Source organism: Paracoccus yibinensis, from assembly GCF_030846195.1.
Taxonomy (GTDB): Bacteria; Pseudomonadota; Alphaproteobacteria; order Rhodobacterales; family Rhodobacteraceae; genus Paracoccus; species Paracoccus yibinensis.
This window is the reverse complement of the sequence record NZ_JAVCWH010000035.1, coordinates 1-12,775: the sequence shown is the minus strand read 5'-3', so window position 1 is coordinate 12,775 and position 12,775 is coordinate 1. Positions and strand designations below refer to the sequence as shown.

The window sequence follows — 12,775 nt, the reverse complement described above, 5'->3', positions numbered from 1 at the left end:
GTTTGGCGAGCGTTACAGATCTACGGTGCGCCAAGAACCTGCGTTTCAGTTCCACGGCAGCTCGCCGACATCACCTCGTTCCGCCTTTTCCTACGCCCTCTGTGGACATGACCCTTGGGGATCTTCGGATCATCGCAACAGCAAGAGCGGTCCAAGCTTCACGAGAGAAAGGGGCGAGTCGGATAGCACGGCGAAAGAAATGGCGCGCGGTCGCTTGGTTGCCCGCATTCCAAGCCTGCCATCCCCATTGTAGTGCGAATTTGTACAAGGACGATTTTGTGGCCAAAGGACGCCAGTGGGTAGTAGGAAGAGGTTGATCGGGAAGCCCTCGTCGCCTCCAAGCGCTGCGGCAGGCGTGTGCGGCTAATTCGGCCTGTCGCGAAACATTTCTACCACTAACGCCAGATTGGGTTATGCGGTATTTAAGAAGAACATCTGGCAAATTGGCCAAACGTCCATGTTCGGCGGCTCTTAGCCAGAAGTCTAAATCCTGCGCTGCCCGATAGTGCGGATCATAACCTCCGACTCTCCGAACAATTGCAGAGCGCATCATCACACTTGACTGGATGAACGAGCAGGCTCCACGCAGGTTTGCAGTATCGATTTCATCGTGCTCGAGCGGCAGCTTCGGAACATAAATCGGCCTTCCGTCTGAATCTATGTAGAGGGCGTGTGCGCCAAGTACGTCGATTTCGGGATGGGCATCGAGATACGCAATTTGACGAGAAAAGCGGCCCGGCAAGCTTATGTCGTCCGCATCCATCCGCGTGACGTACTCGGTACTTACCATGCCGAAAAGCTCATTTACTGACTCAGGTATACCCCTGTTTTCCTGATTGAAAACACGGATATGTGGATTTTGCTTCGCGATTTGAGCAAGGATTCTACCGGACGTGTCGGTTGATCCATCATTTACGATGAGGATAGGGATATCCGATATGTCCTGAGACAGAATACTTTGCACAGCGGCTTCTATGTAATTCTCTCCATTGTAGACCGTCATCACTACTGACAATCTAGGTGAATTCTGTGCTTCGTTTTTGGACATAACTCTACCATAACTTTAGCTGTGAAGCGAAACACAACTGCGGAGAGAAAGCAGCCTTGTGGCTTAAAGGTTAACGAAGTAATTTGCCGTATGTTCCGCCTTAGGTAGTTATGGTCTTAGGTTCAATTCCTATAAGTTTATTTTGAATATTAGACTAAATGACCTTATCACAACCTTAGCGCGACTACGCGCCCTTCCCCAACTCTGTGTCATAAAACCTCTACGGCTGAGACAGCAGCCAGGGGTTGAAAAAGGGTGCACATGAGAACGGAAGATTGGCCAAGAGGTCGAAGATGTGCACGGTTGAACGCCACAACCACCACTTTCTCCTCCGCGCTCATTATTGTGGTGCGTGGGTCCTTTGGCCCGGTTTGCAGGTTTTCGGCCGCAGCCCGCTTGTGCTACTTCGCTACCCGTCTTCGGATTGATGCCCAGCTCTCGGCTCAGCATCGCGAGCGAAGCGTGCAATCGTTGTAGTGCATCTCGGATCATTATGAATACTATTACTGTTTTTCTTGATGTATTCTTTTAGAAATGTCCGTGAAGCCAAAAGGACGAGGGAAGCAATTATTAACTCGAGTCCGTCCTCCAAAACCCCAACCGCATATGCTAGATGCCAAGAATATTTTCTTGGAAAAATATCTCTGATTTCGCTTTGAAATGTGTCAAGACCGCCGCCGACAATGACAAGGAATCCAAGAAGAATTATTACTATTTTTGCTTGCGCCCTTGATTCATTACTAGATTTTTTTACTGCAAACCAAGTTAATAATCCTGCAGTAAATGCAAGAGCCATCAAGAGGAACGCTCCAGCATAATGAGCAGGAACCCCTGATAACTGCGAAAGAATGGCATTTATTTTTTCATGAAGTTCAAAAGAGTCATCAAAAAATATAAATATGAATATTACTGATAAAACGGCGTGAATAATCTGGAGACTGTGGGTCCACAACGCAAAAAATGCATAAGACACCGCCATCCACTTCAGGAAATTATAAATATTAGGAATGCTGTGGTCATACTCCAAACCAAGATGAATTGGGATATGATTGATGATATTTTTCCATGAAATAAATCCTAGAAATAAAGCTAACACAATGAAGAATATGTCAGTGTATATTAGTTTTGATTTCGATGCTGAAATTAAAAAATAAATCACCTGCTTTTTCTTAATAAAATTATGCGTCATTTGAGTTATTTCCCATAAAATCTACCTATAAGCCAGCATGTTGAGTGACTCATGCTGGAATGATGCAGAAACACAAGAGACTTCTGCTGAGCGCGGAGCAGATGCGGCGCATTCAGCCCTTCTTTCCCAAGGTGCGAGGGCGCGCCCGATCCGACGACCGCAAGGTGCTGAGCGGCATCATCTACGTCAAGCGCTACGGTCTTCCCTGGCAAGATGCTCCCGCAGTCTATGGTCCCTACAAAACCCTGTATAACCGCTTCGCTGCTGGTCCTAGATGGGCGTCTTCGCCAAGATATTTCAGAAACTGGCGCGGCCAGGCGCTCAAGGAGATACCCTGATGATGGATTCCTGAAGGCGCACCGAACCGCGACCAGTCTTCGAAAGTCCGAGGATCAGGAAACGATTCAGTGAATCGTTTTCCCGAGAGACGGGATCGTCCGCGGGCGATCGGACGCACGATCTGCAGCGCCAGTTGTGCCTGCGCGCCTGCGAGGACACCTGGCAGCGCCGTGACATCACTCATGGGCGTTTCGAATATCAAGAGTGGCGGATGGGTGAGGATGCTCAGTCCCGTCTTGCCTTCACCATCGACTATGTCTGGCAGGCCTGGTCGCATAGCTACCGGGCAGTTGGCGTCATTATGGGCTTAAGGCGCTGCGCCAAGCGCCGCTGTCGAAGGCGGCCTGGAACGTGTTGTTGGCCGGGGCGCTGCGCCGCCCTTAAGTGGTGCGGTCTCAGAGCTGATGTCCGGCCGTTATGCCAGCACGAAACGCCGCCGTGGTTGAGGTGCTCAATTTCGCTGTGAGAGCAGGCTCATCTGGCCGAGATTATCCCGCCTGATAACGGATCAACCGACGACGCCGCTGCCCGCGCTGCAGCCTTGACGATCCCTGCATCCGCGTGGAACAATAGAAACAAGCGTTCTGTTTTTCCTCGACTTCATCGACACCCCTTCCGTCTTTGGTGCACTTACAGCCCATAGTCATCCCCTAGGCCGTGGTCGTGCCCGCGCTGCTCCCGTTCGCGGACCCGCTCCTGCTCTCTGACACGTTCAGCCTCTAGCTGCCGCTCCTCGGCCTGCCGCTCCTGCTGCAAGCCGGCGGCGCGCTCGGCCAGCCCATCCCGGTCGATCCCCCGCGCTGCCTCCCGCAACCGCTCGGCCAGGCTCCTGGTGTCAGGCTCCCGTGCCTGACCAGACCCTGCCTCGCCGCGATCCCGCTGCACCTCCAAGGCTGCCCGCAGCCGCGCCCCCAGATCCTGGTCCGCGCCCCGTTCTGCATCCCGGCCGAGGATCTCTTGCAGCCGCGTGGCGAACTCCGGCAGCTCCCGGTGCCGCCCGTCACCGGAATGCGCCAGTTCGTGCCCCGGTGCCAGGCGCTCCATCGTCCGCCCAAGCCACTCCCACACCTGGCCTGACAACCGCTCCGCCACCCGCGCCACCTCAAGGGCCTGTGCCTTAACCTCGCGCCACAGCTGCACGGCCGCGACCTCAATGCCGCGCTCCTTCAACTGCCAGGCGCCGGGGGACAGCTGCGGTAGAGGCTTCCGGTCCAATTCCACCGCCCGTACCGTCTCGCGCAGGGCTAGGGCCTCGTCGCCCCGCTCCCGCGCCTGCACAGAGCGTTCCAGGGCTTCCTCGCGCTGCGCTTCTAAGGTTCTGTGATCGATCCGCGCCTCATGACCGCAGCGCTCCAAGGCGTGGTTGCTGTCGCGCGCCCATGCCTCGCGCCAGTCCTCCAAGAGCTCCTTGGCATTCCAGTTGCGGTTCTTGGTGGAAAAGCCCTCCGGGCCGATCTCGCGGGTGGTCAGTAAGATATGCGCATGATGGTTGCGCTCGTCGCCCTCACGGCCCGGCGCGTGCAGGGCAATGTCCGCGACCATGCCGCGGTCCACAAAGGACCGCTGGCAGAAGTGGCGGACAAGTTCGATGCGCTGATCGCGGTCTAGCTCGGCCGGCAGTGCCACGCGGATCTCCCGCGCCACCTGGCTGTTCTTACGCGTCTCCGTCCGCTCGACCGCGTTCCACAGCGCGGCGCGATCCTGGACCCACTCGGGCGATCGCTCGGGGGCAAGGATCTCGACATGCTCGACGCCGCTGCGCGCTCGGTAGTCGAAGCTAAGCCCGGTACGCTGATCGTGGATACGCTCGGCACTACGATAGGCTGCCGCCGCCGTAGCGCTGCGCCCGGCCGAGCGGGAAATCATCGTAGCCCGCAGGTGATAGATCGCCATTCCGTGTCGTGCTCAAGCAAGGGGTTCAAAGGGGAGTGCAGCATCCCCTTTGCCCACACAAACGCGCAGCGTTTGTATAAGTGGGCACTTCGTGACTTGCATCGTAACCTCTCTAGGATCACTCTGGCAACTATTAGACGAACGAGGGATTACAAAATGGCGCGCACCATTGATCAGCAGATTGCCGAAGCTCAAGCCCGGCTGAACCGGCTCAGGACCAGGGCCAAGGCGTCGGAAACCCGCCGCAAGATCATCGTCGGAGCGGTTGTCACCACCGAAGCCCTCAAGGATCCGAAGATCGCCCGTTGGATGGCCGCCACCCTGCGCAAGACCGTCACCCGCGAGGTCGATCAGAAGGAGCTGGTGGGACTGCTGGCCGAACTCGATGCCAAGGCGCAAAGCGCCGGGGCGGGTGAGCCGTGAGCGTCAAGGATCCCTTCGAGATCTTGGCCGACGAGATCACCCTGATCCGTCGCCAGATCGATCAGCTGCAGCGCACCAGCCTGGACCGGAAGGAAGCAGAAAAGCTCAATGCCGTGGTCGACCAAGGCCTCGACCGCATGGCCAAGGTTGGCCCGGCGCTTCAACAGCGGATCGAACAAAGTCTGGCCACCGCCGCCCTCGATCTGCGCCAGCACACCGCCTATGCGGCCACGGAAGGCGCCAAGGAGGCCATCCGCGAGGCCCAGCTCGAAAGCATCAAGGCGGCAGGGGACCTCCGTAAGGCCGCCGGAGAGGCCCGTAGAGAAGCGTGGAGGTGGTTTGGCGGGTTCTGGGTGTGGTTGGCCTCTGCCGTCCTCACAGGCTTCGCTCTGGGCCTCCTGGCCATGTTCCTGCTGCAGGGCCGCGCTGATGCGTCCAAGTTCGGGCAGAGCCCAAGCACCTTCTGCAAATGGGCAGGCGGGGAAAACTTGTCCAACGAAGCTGGCGACAAAGCCTGCGTGTTCTGGCTGGAGCGGTCAGCCGGAGATTGAAGAAGGCCCTCTCCGCAGCTTCCTGTGTCTCAGCTGCCTCGCCAAAAAGGGGACATAGACGAATCCGGCACGGAGCTGATGCCCTGCGGCTTCGGTGTAGAGATCAACGACGCTTCTTCTTTTTCTTCTTATCTTCTTACTTCTAGCGGCAATAAGTATTTGAAATAAAATAATTATATAGGCTATCGGCTACTTCTTGTATGGCTGACGGCTACTTTCTGTAGGGGTACCGGCTACTTCTTGTATGGCTGACGGCTACCTTTTGTACGGGTGAGCCGACCAATTCGGCGCAGCGATGTCCCCTATTCCAAAGCGTTTGGCTACCCGCTAACTTGATTAGGTAGCCAGAAAGGGACAGTGATGGGAACAAGTCTGACCATCCGGCCAAATGACGGGGAGATGCTCAAGCCCGCCGAGTTGATCGAACTCCGGGGCGTGGGACCGCTGACGCTTCACGACAGGCGTGTGTTCAACAGCCTGATTGAAGCCGCCTGGGGGCCAGACATGGCAGTACCAGGACGTGAGTTTACTGTCCCAACAGCGTCCCTCAAGCACGCCGACGAACCCATGTCCCGGCTGGCCGAGAGCATCGAGCGCCTGATGCAGACAATAGTAGTGGCAAGGGCATTAGATGGGGCAGAGATGCGGTTCCAGCTTCTCGGGGCCAACACGATCCGAACCACAACTAACGCCGGGACACTGACCTATAGCTTCTGGCCGCAGCTGGCCGCGCTGGTCAGAGACAGCAGCATCTTCGCTAAGCTGGATCATGCAGTGATGCGGTCGTTCTCATCGAAGTATGCCTTTGCTTTGTACGAGGCCGTAGCTAGGCGCGCACGGCTGCGCCACGTGTTCCGGGAGAACTTCACCATTGAAGGCATCAGGGACTTGCTTGGCGTCGAGGCCGGGAAGCTGGTTCCCTACAAAAACCTCAAGACTAAGGCCATTGAACCGGCTGTGGTCGAGGTCAACGCACTTACCCCCTACCAGGTCGCGCTAGAGCCACGCATGGATGGTCGGAAGGTTGTGGGCTTCATCATGGGATGGGGTGTGAAGGATGAGACAGGTATGCGAGACGCCTATGCGGAGATACAGCGGCCCCGTGTAGGCCGGAAGGAACGCCTCAACAAAGCAGCAGAGGCCCATGTTATCCTTGACGAACAGATGTCCCATTGAGACGCTATAGAACGGCCCATAGGGACACAGAGGGACAGCGATGGGACTGACGCTTAGGCAAGCTGCAGATCTATGTGGCGCAAGCCGGTCTACCATCCACAGAGCACTGAAAAGCGGTAAGCTATCAGGCAACAGACTTGATGATGGAGCCTGGGACATAGACCCATCGGAGTTGGCCCGCGTGTTCCCATGGGACATAAGTGAGCCTGTCCAACGGGACAATTCGGGACAGGGCAGGGAAGGGACAAGCGAGAGGGAAGCCGTGCTGGTCGTCAAGGTCGAGATGCTGGAGCATCAGCTAGAGCGTGAGCGGGACACGATAGCCGATCTGCGGAAACGCTTGGATAGAGCAGAGGACAGGGTGCTGGCTCTTACATCCCAAACCCTGCCACCTGCGCCCGAACTTACCCAAACCCGCCGTCGCTGGTGGCCGTTCTGACGCCCTTGGCAGGATCGCATCCTGCTTTAGGTGATCGCGGCCAATGTCGTGCTGCTGCTGGTCGCGCCGATCGGCGGCAGGACCCTGTTCAACGGGCTGGCGGTGCTGCTGGGAAACTGACCCGGTGGTCAGCGATGTGAGGCCTTGGCCTGAGCCTGGCGCTGTTCCAGCATCTCGCGCCGCAGGATGGCGTTGATCCGGCTCTGGTAGCCCTTGCCCTGCGACTTCAGCCAGGCCAGCACGTCCGCGTCCACGCGGGCGGTGATCTGCTTCTTGACCGGACGGTAGTGGGCAGCAGGCCGCATCTCGGCCAGTTGCGCCTTGGTCAGCTCGGGAATGTCGCTGAGGTCGATGGTGTCGTCCGGCTGGGCGGCCAGGGCCTCCAGGTGCCGGCGCTGCTTTTCGGTCAAGGGCGGCAGCGTGTCGAAGGTGTGGCTAACGGGTTTCCTGCTCATAGCGCTTCCTTTCCCTCGGCGTGGCGCGCCGGGCCGAGATGATGCGGATGACCTCGACAGCTTCGCCCTCGGCGTCATCCTCGGTGATCGTGTGGGCGACCAGCAGCACGGTGACGCCATGCACCACGCCCAGGGTTTGCCAGCGTTCTTCGCCGTCCTCAATCCGGTCTTGCCGGGTGAGGCGGAAAGGGTCGCGGAACACCTGCACGGCCATCTCGAAGGCGATCCCGTCATGCTTTCGCTGGTTGGAGCGGTTCTTGGTCTCGTCCCAGGCGAAGCGCAGTGTCATGGGCACAAATGTAGTTGCAATTTTGCCAAGGCTCAAGGCGCTGTCTGACCCGCCTGCACCCCCTGACTCCCACAACCCCTGGCTGATCCCTCGCCCCCCTCCCCGCCGTGTCATAAAACCTGATATCAGGTGCAGAACAGCTTGGGGTTGAAGCGCGGCCTCTGCACAGCGTCCCTTCTCAGCAGATCCTGTCCGCGCCACAGGTGTGACGCCCGAAGCTTTCCCTCCCCCGGACCCCCACCCACCGCGCGCGCATTCGCACGCGGGATCGACCGCTCGGCCCACAAGGGGCCTCGCGCCCGATTGGCATTCAAAAACCCCACAGCCCGTCCCCCGGGCGGGGGGTCGCCAGCTTCCTGGCGGGCGCGCCCCCCCGGCGCGCAAGCGCGCCCGGACTGTGGATTTTTTGCCTGCCTAAGTAAGAGTGAGAAGAGAACCTAGGTTTTCGTTTTTATTTTCAGGGGGGCGAAAGACAGAATTTGGAACTCGAGAGACAGAAAATTACTGTCTCGAGACAATTTTATGGTTGATTTTTGTCTTTCAACCGAGGATGAGTTGGTGATCCAAAGACAAAACTAGGGGTATGTTGTGTCTGATGAATCTCGGAGGTTTACCGGCCCGACTATCCTGGAAGCCAAAGATGTGAACCTTCGTAGGCTTGACTACAGCCCTAGGGAAAATCCCTTCATGGCAGGGGCAGAGATACGCACCTCAACCAAGACTGTGCGTACTCGAAGCACCCCTCGCGATCTCCTCGATCCTGAGACCGGCGAAGTTGTTGGGGCCACTGTGATTCACACCATCGAGGAGCGGGACGAGGAACACTTCGTCAAGGTTTTTGCTGAAGGTGTTAGAGCAGCATTTGACTTGACTAAAACCGGCGCGAGGGTCTTCAACACGGTTTTGGCAGAATACCAAGCTGCCAAGATGACTGGCGGCTACGCTGATAGCCTGACCCTCTTTTTCTTCGATGACGGGCTAAATGGACGCGCCATCGACATGAGCGAGAAAAGTTTCCAACGAGGCCTGAAGGAGTTGCTCGCTAAAGGATTTCTTGCTCCCAAAGCTCCGAACCAGTTCTGGGTGAATCCGGCGCTGTTCTTCAAAGGTGATCGTGTCACCTTCGCTCGCGAGTATCGCATCAAGAACAGGACCACTGTGGAACATAGCGCAACAGGAACTTTGGGGAACTCTGGAACATCATGAGTTACACCCTTGGTGATGCGGCGAAAGCCACTGGAAAGAGCAAAACCACGCTTCATCGTGCCATAAAATCTGGTCGCATTTCGGCTATAAAAGCTGAAGATGGCTCTTACTCTATTGAACCATCAGAACTGCACCGCGTGTTCCCACCCGTAACGGCAGTAACACCACTAGAACCGTTACTTAGAGACGATGAGGAACGGCTAAGTAACACCTTAGCAGCACTCCGCATTCAGTTGGAAATGCAAGAAAAAGAACGGGAGCGAGAGCGCGCCCTTCTACAGGAAACCATCGCTGACTTACGCGAGGACAGGGACAAGTGGCGGCAGCAAGCAGCGAGCCTTTTAACTGATCAGCGCCCTGAACCCCCAGCTCCAATCCGCCGCCGCTGGTGGCGTTGGAGAAAAAGCTAGCGCAACCCTTTACTCAAAGCGAAGACAATGCAAACTACACCCTGTAAGTATAGCAAGATAAGGAAAGAACATGATTAAGGTTACGTATTTAATTTCCTCTATGCTTCTTTTACCCTTATCTATTTCCCCCCTCCACGCCGAAAGAGTTTCTGAGGCTGGAGTTGTTTCAGAAGAATACTATGATGAAACTATTTATGAGTTAATGAGATTGTACTCTTCTGAAAGTGACGAAAGCACTTTGGAAGCTGGTAAAATTGATTGGGCGAGAAATGCTTGTAAGCTCGTCCGAGATCGATCTGCAATTGAAAAAGAAAATGGAAATACCCCCCATACAACACTAGCGGATATCCCAATTTGCAATGAAGTAATCGCGAAACGTTTTGCAGACGAATTTCCTGAAATTCGGTAACAATAGACTACATGAGGAAGCCGCGTTGCACCTAAGCCCCTGCAGCGCGCCCTCTCGCTCAATCTCCAATAGTTGAAGATCCCGTAATGGGTGTTATGCGGCCAGAGAAGGAAGGGGCAGGGATTGGCCCAGGGTTGTAACTTAGCTTGTGCTCTTCTGCTTAGCTACTGATTGAGAAAATTCTGTGCTATCTCCGTATTTGTTCAGTAGCCCACGATAGATAGTACTAGACATATTTTTCATATCCCGCACAGAGCTTTCAAAATACTCTGCATCTATTGGGACGATCTCCCCATTTTTACCGCGGGCTAACTCTCCAGCCTTTTCAAGATATATTGCATTTACAACGCCCTCGCTGTGAACCAACAGGTCTCTGGTAGCTTTCATCTCGATGTAGTTTTGCAAGTGGGGACCAAGGTCAAATCCGCAAACCTTTGTGAAATAATCGGCGTATTGCTTGGGAGACGCATATAAAGCTTCATTGATTCGCATCTTTGCTTGATCAAATATCAATGTATCTATGTCATTTTTTTCTATAATTGTTTTTAGATCAACATTTTTTGAAGATTCGTTTCCTTTTATTGAAATCAAGATTTTTCTTGGAAAAGCTAATAACATTGTCAGAAGTACGTCAGTTATATAATCTTCCACTCTAGCGACAATAAATACAAGAGATTGCGCATATTGCGAGTATGCAATGCGATGGTCAATGTAATTTAATACTTCTGACGTATTTCTTTTAACAGTTCTTACGCCGCCATTCATTTTTGGTACGGAATAGTCCGCTTTGCTATCCCTCGACAGCATATCTTTTTGAAACGATTTAAGAGCATCTATTGTTAATTCAACTTCAATGAAGAAGTCATTTATTTGTTTTATTCTTGACATGTGGAGGCGTCTAATTAAATCGTAGTTGGGAAGTTCTTTTATCTTCATCTTTGCCATTATCTTTATTCTTTCTTGATTAAGCTTTTTTCATAGGCTGGAATTTGATTTATCGTATTTGAAAATGAATCCTCTATTTATAAAACCTTGTCCATCATCGGCTATCATCTGATCTCTCTAAGGCAGTACCCTCCCGGCTTGCTTTTGGATCCCTGCCACCTTCTTCGCAAACTTTCTGGCAAACCGATTTCTGGATCCTCCTGATCATCCTCTTGGTCTGCCATGACCGTCCTCATCTGATGAGTAAGGCGGATCTATGGCAAGAAATGAATTTGTAATTTTTGCACCGTCGCGGCTGTTCGATCCTCCGTCCGCAGCCCCCTACCAGGCTGGCAAGGACCGGGATCAGCCGCCGGAGACGGCTTCTCTTTCCTCTTCTTCGGCACGACGCGAGACCCTCTGGAGGAAGGTTTATGTGTTCCTCCCCGTGTTGCAGGGCGAGCGGATAATTTGGCCTTGTGCCAAATTGTCTAGTGAGTACACATAAACCTTCCTGCAGAGGGGCGGTTCATGGGCGCGCGAGACGATCAGGAACAGTTGCGCTTCGATCGCCGCATCGGGGGCAGGATGCCCCATCTCGGCGCGGCCCGTAGCTTCGCGATCCTCCGCTGCGCCAAGATCAAGACCCTGGGCAACATGGGCGCCTCTCTCCAGCATACCTTCCGGGAACGCGACACGCCCAATGCCGATACCCGGCGTACCCCCGACAACACCATCCTGGTCGGCGGCGACAACAGCCAGGCCGTCCTAAATGCCTGGAAGGAGCGTGCCCCCGAGAAGATCCGCAGCAATGCCGTCCATGGGCTGGAATACTTCGTCGGCGGCTCTCCCGAAGCCCTGAAGGCCATGAGCCGGCAGGAGCAGGATGCCTACTTTTCCGATGCCCTAGACTGGCTTAAGGCCCGCCACGGGGCCGAGAACGTCCTTTCCGCGGTGATCCATCGGGACGAGACCACGCCCCATATGACGGTGATGACCATTCCCCTCGACGAGCGCGGCAAGCTGAACGCCCGTGCCATCGTCGGCAGCCGGGAAAGGCTCTCGGCCATGCAGACCGACTTCGCGGAGCGGGTCGGCAAGGTGCATGGGCTGGAACGTGGCCTGCAAGGCTCTCCGGCGCGCCACGAGCGGGTCCAGAGGGCCTACGCCCATCTCAGCGACCCGGATGCCGCTGTGAGCCTCCCAGAGCGCCGCAAGGGGGCCTTTCTGGGCCTGGGGGCAGAGACGGACGCGGAATGGCGTCAACGGGCCTCAGAGGCCGTCTCAGACGCTCTCAGAGGGGTTCAAGCGGCTCGGCATCGGGAGAACCGCGATCATGCGGCCGAGGTCTTTGCCCTCAAGCAGCAGATCACCGGCACGCCGAAGATGCAGACGGAGCTGAGCAAGCTTCAGCACGAGAACCGCAGGCTGCAGCGCGAGCTGAAAGCCACCGAGACCCGGGCCGAGCTGATTGCCCAGCAGAACCGCCGCCTGGGCGCGATCCAGGACGGCATGGTGGCAGGCGGTCGCGCCTTTGCCCGGGAAAACGGCCTGGATGAGAAAGCCTTCATGACCCGCCTGCAGACGGCGGCCAAGGAAGCCCTGGAAGCGCTCGATGCCCCGGTGGCACAGCCCGCCGTCAAGGCAAAGGCTCCCACCAGGACCAGAATACAGCTCAAGCCCGCGATCGAGCATGCACCGAAGCCGAAACCTGTCGTCCAGGAGCAGGTCAGGGACGAACCTGTGGTCGAGCACCGGATCAAGCCGAAGGACGATGCCTGGGACGACGGGCACTAGCCCTTCTCGGTCAGCCTGCCAATCTGCCAGACTGCCACTGAGGGGACGGACTGTAGCAGGAAATGCAATTTGGCATCGTTACACTGCCAAATGCGGGAATTGGCCCTGTTCTGGTTGGCCGAGCGGGCTGTTTGGCGAGCGTTACAGATCTACGGTGCGCCAAGAACCTGCGTTTCAGTTCCACGGCAGCTCGCCGACATCACCTCGTTCCGCCTTTTCCTACGCCC

Annotated in this window: 13 protein-coding genes and 1 pseudogene; 8 read left to right on the top strand and 6 right to left on the bottom strand. The window is 55.8% G+C overall.

The window, feature by feature from the left end; translation table 11 throughout:
• Positions 1-70: 70 nt before the first annotated feature.
• Together RAH32_RS20695 and RAH32_RS20690 are read right to left on the bottom strand one after the other, a co-directional pair.
• Positions 71-1,048, bottom strand: a complete 978-nt coding sequence (locus RAH32_RS20695; protein ID WP_306610294.1) for a glycosyltransferase — start codon at positions 1,046-1,048, stop codon at positions 71-73.
• 409 nt (positions 1,049-1,457) lie between these two features.
• Positions 1,458-2,237 (bottom strand): DUF8692 domain-containing protein, encoded by a 780-nt coding sequence (locus RAH32_RS20690; protein ID WP_306610293.1) that lies wholly within the window; start codon positions 2,235-2,237, stop codon positions 1,458-1,460.
• A 62-nt stretch (positions 2,238-2,299) separates the two neighbouring features.
• Between RAH32_RS20690 and RAH32_RS21615 the strand changes: the two are divergent.
• Positions 2,300-2,497, top strand: a pseudogene (locus RAH32_RS21615) (transposase); the annotation flags it as partial.
• A 709-nt stretch (positions 2,498-3,206) separates the two neighbouring features.
• Here RAH32_RS21615 and mobQ read toward each other — a convergent pair.
• The gene (mobQ, locus tag RAH32_RS20680) at positions 3,207-4,469 is read right to left on the bottom strand and encodes a MobQ family relaxase (RefSeq protein WP_306610292.1); all 1,263 of its coding nucleotides are present in this window, start codon (positions 4,467-4,469) and stop codon (positions 3,207-3,209) included.
• 156 nt (positions 4,470-4,625) lie between these two features.
• On the opposite strand from mobQ, the gene RAH32_RS20675 reads away from it, so the two are divergent.
• The 3 genes from RAH32_RS20675 to RAH32_RS20665 all read left to right on the top strand — a co-directional run bounded on the left by RAH32_RS20675 (position 4,626) and on the right by RAH32_RS20665 (position 6,619).
• Positions 4,626-4,892 carry a hypothetical protein gene (locus RAH32_RS20675; RefSeq protein WP_306610291.1) on the top strand — a complete coding sequence of 89 codons (267 nt, stop codon included), beginning with the start codon at positions 4,626-4,628 and terminating at the stop codon, positions 4,890-4,892.
• Between the two features lie 23 nt (positions 4,893-4,915).
• Positions 4,916-5,443, top strand: a complete 528-nt coding sequence (locus RAH32_RS20670; RefSeq protein WP_306610290.1) for a hypothetical protein — start codon at positions 4,916-4,918, stop codon at positions 5,441-5,443.
• Positions 5,444-5,842: 399 nt separating this feature from the next.
• On the top strand, positions 5,843-6,619 hold the full coding sequence (locus RAH32_RS20665; protein WP_306610289.1) for a replication initiation protein: 777 nt from the start codon (positions 5,843-5,845) through the stop codon (positions 6,617-6,619).
• 567 nt (positions 6,620-7,186) lie between these two features.
• Here the strand turns inward: RAH32_RS20665 and RAH32_RS20660 are convergent.
• Positions 7,187-7,513: a BrnA antitoxin family protein gene (locus RAH32_RS20660; RefSeq protein WP_306610288.1), complete on the bottom strand. Its 327-nt coding sequence runs from the start codon at positions 7,511-7,513 to the stop codon at positions 7,187-7,189.
• Positions 7,494-7,802 carry a BrnT family toxin gene (locus tag RAH32_RS20655; protein ID WP_306610287.1) on the bottom strand — a complete coding sequence of 103 codons (309 nt, stop codon included), beginning with the start codon at positions 7,800-7,802 and terminating at the stop codon, positions 7,494-7,496. The genes RAH32_RS20660 and RAH32_RS20655 overlap by 20 nt, the downstream gene beginning before the upstream one ends.
• A gap of 687 nt (positions 7,803-8,489) precedes the next feature.
• Between RAH32_RS20655 and RAH32_RS20650 the strand changes: the two genes are divergently transcribed.
• The 3 genes from RAH32_RS20650 (at position 8,490) to RAH32_RS20640 (ending at position 9,827) form a co-directional block, all read left to right on the top strand.
• Positions 8,490-9,008: a hypothetical protein gene (locus RAH32_RS20650; RefSeq protein WP_306610286.1), complete on the top strand. Its 519-nt coding sequence runs from the start codon at positions 8,490-8,492 to the stop codon at positions 9,006-9,008.
• Positions 9,005-9,418 carry a MerR family transcriptional regulator gene (locus RAH32_RS20645; RefSeq protein ID WP_306610285.1) on the top strand — a complete coding sequence of 138 codons (414 nt, stop codon included), beginning with the start codon at positions 9,005-9,007 and terminating at the stop codon, positions 9,416-9,418. Before RAH32_RS20650 ends, RAH32_RS20645 begins: the two co-directional genes overlap by 4 nt.
• Positions 9,419-9,488: 70 nt before the next feature.
• A complete protein-coding gene (locus RAH32_RS20640; protein ID WP_306610284.1) occupies positions 9,489-9,827 on the top strand; it encodes a hypothetical protein in 339 nt (112 codons plus the stop codon).
• 141 nt (positions 9,828-9,968) lie between these two features.
• Here RAH32_RS20640 and RAH32_RS20635 read toward each other — a convergent pair whose 3' ends face one another.
• Positions 9,969-10,772 carry a hypothetical protein gene (locus tag RAH32_RS20635; protein WP_306610283.1) on the bottom strand — a complete coding sequence of 268 codons (804 nt, stop codon included), beginning with the start codon at positions 10,770-10,772 and terminating at the stop codon, positions 9,969-9,971.
• Between the two features lie 510 nt (positions 10,773-11,282).
• On the opposite strand from RAH32_RS20635, the gene mobV reads away from it, so the two are divergent.
• Positions 11,283-12,548 (top strand): MobV family relaxase, encoded by a 1,266-nt coding sequence (gene mobV, locus RAH32_RS20630; RefSeq protein ID WP_306610282.1) that lies wholly within the window; start codon positions 11,283-11,285, stop codon positions 12,546-12,548.
• The last annotated feature ends 227 nt before the right edge of the window (positions 12,549-12,775 follow it).

Excerpts from the sequence above, each read along its gene's own strand:
- RAH32_RS20690 (WP_306610293.1), bottom strand. The coding sequence starts at position 2,237 with ATGACGCATAATTTTATTAAGAAAAAGCAGGTGATTTATTTTTTAATT.
- RAH32_RS20645 (WP_306610285.1), top strand. The coding sequence starts at position 9,005 with ATGAGTTACACCCTTGGTGATGCGGCGAAAGCCACTGGAAAGAGCAAA.
- RAH32_RS20655 (WP_306610287.1), bottom strand. The coding sequence starts at position 7,802 with ATGACACTGCGCTTCGCCTGGGACGAGACCAAGAACCGCTCCAACCAG.
- RAH32_RS20650 (WP_306610286.1), top strand. The coding sequence starts at position 8,490 with ATGGCAGGGGCAGAGATACGCACCTCAACCAAGACTGTGCGTACTCGA.
- mobQ (WP_306610292.1), bottom strand. The coding sequence starts at position 4,469 with ATGGCGATCTATCACCTGCGGGCTACGATGATTTCCCGCTCGGCCGGG.
- mobV (WP_306610282.1), top strand. The coding sequence starts at position 11,283 with ATGGGCGCGCGAGACGATCAGGAACAGTTGCGCTTCGATCGCCGCATC.
- RAH32_RS20640 (WP_306610284.1), top strand. The coding sequence starts at position 9,489 with ATGATTAAGGTTACGTATTTAATTTCCTCTATGCTTCTTTTACCCTTA.
- RAH32_RS20660 (WP_306610288.1), bottom strand. The coding sequence starts at position 7,513 with ATGAGCAGGAAACCCGTTAGCCACACCTTCGACACGCTGCCGCCCTTG.
- RAH32_RS20665 (WP_306610289.1), top strand. The coding sequence starts at position 5,843 with ATGCTCAAGCCCGCCGAGTTGATCGAACTCCGGGGCGTGGGACCGCTG.
- RAH32_RS20695 (WP_306610294.1), bottom strand. The coding sequence starts at position 1,048 with ATGTCCAAAAACGAAGCACAGAATTCACCTAGATTGTCAGTAGTGATG.
- RAH32_RS20675 (WP_306610291.1), top strand. The coding sequence starts at position 4,626 with ATGGCGCGCACCATTGATCAGCAGATTGCCGAAGCTCAAGCCCGGCTG.
- RAH32_RS20635 (WP_306610283.1), bottom strand. The coding sequence starts at position 10,772 with ATGGCAAAGATGAAGATAAAAGAACTTCCCAACTACGATTTAATTAGA.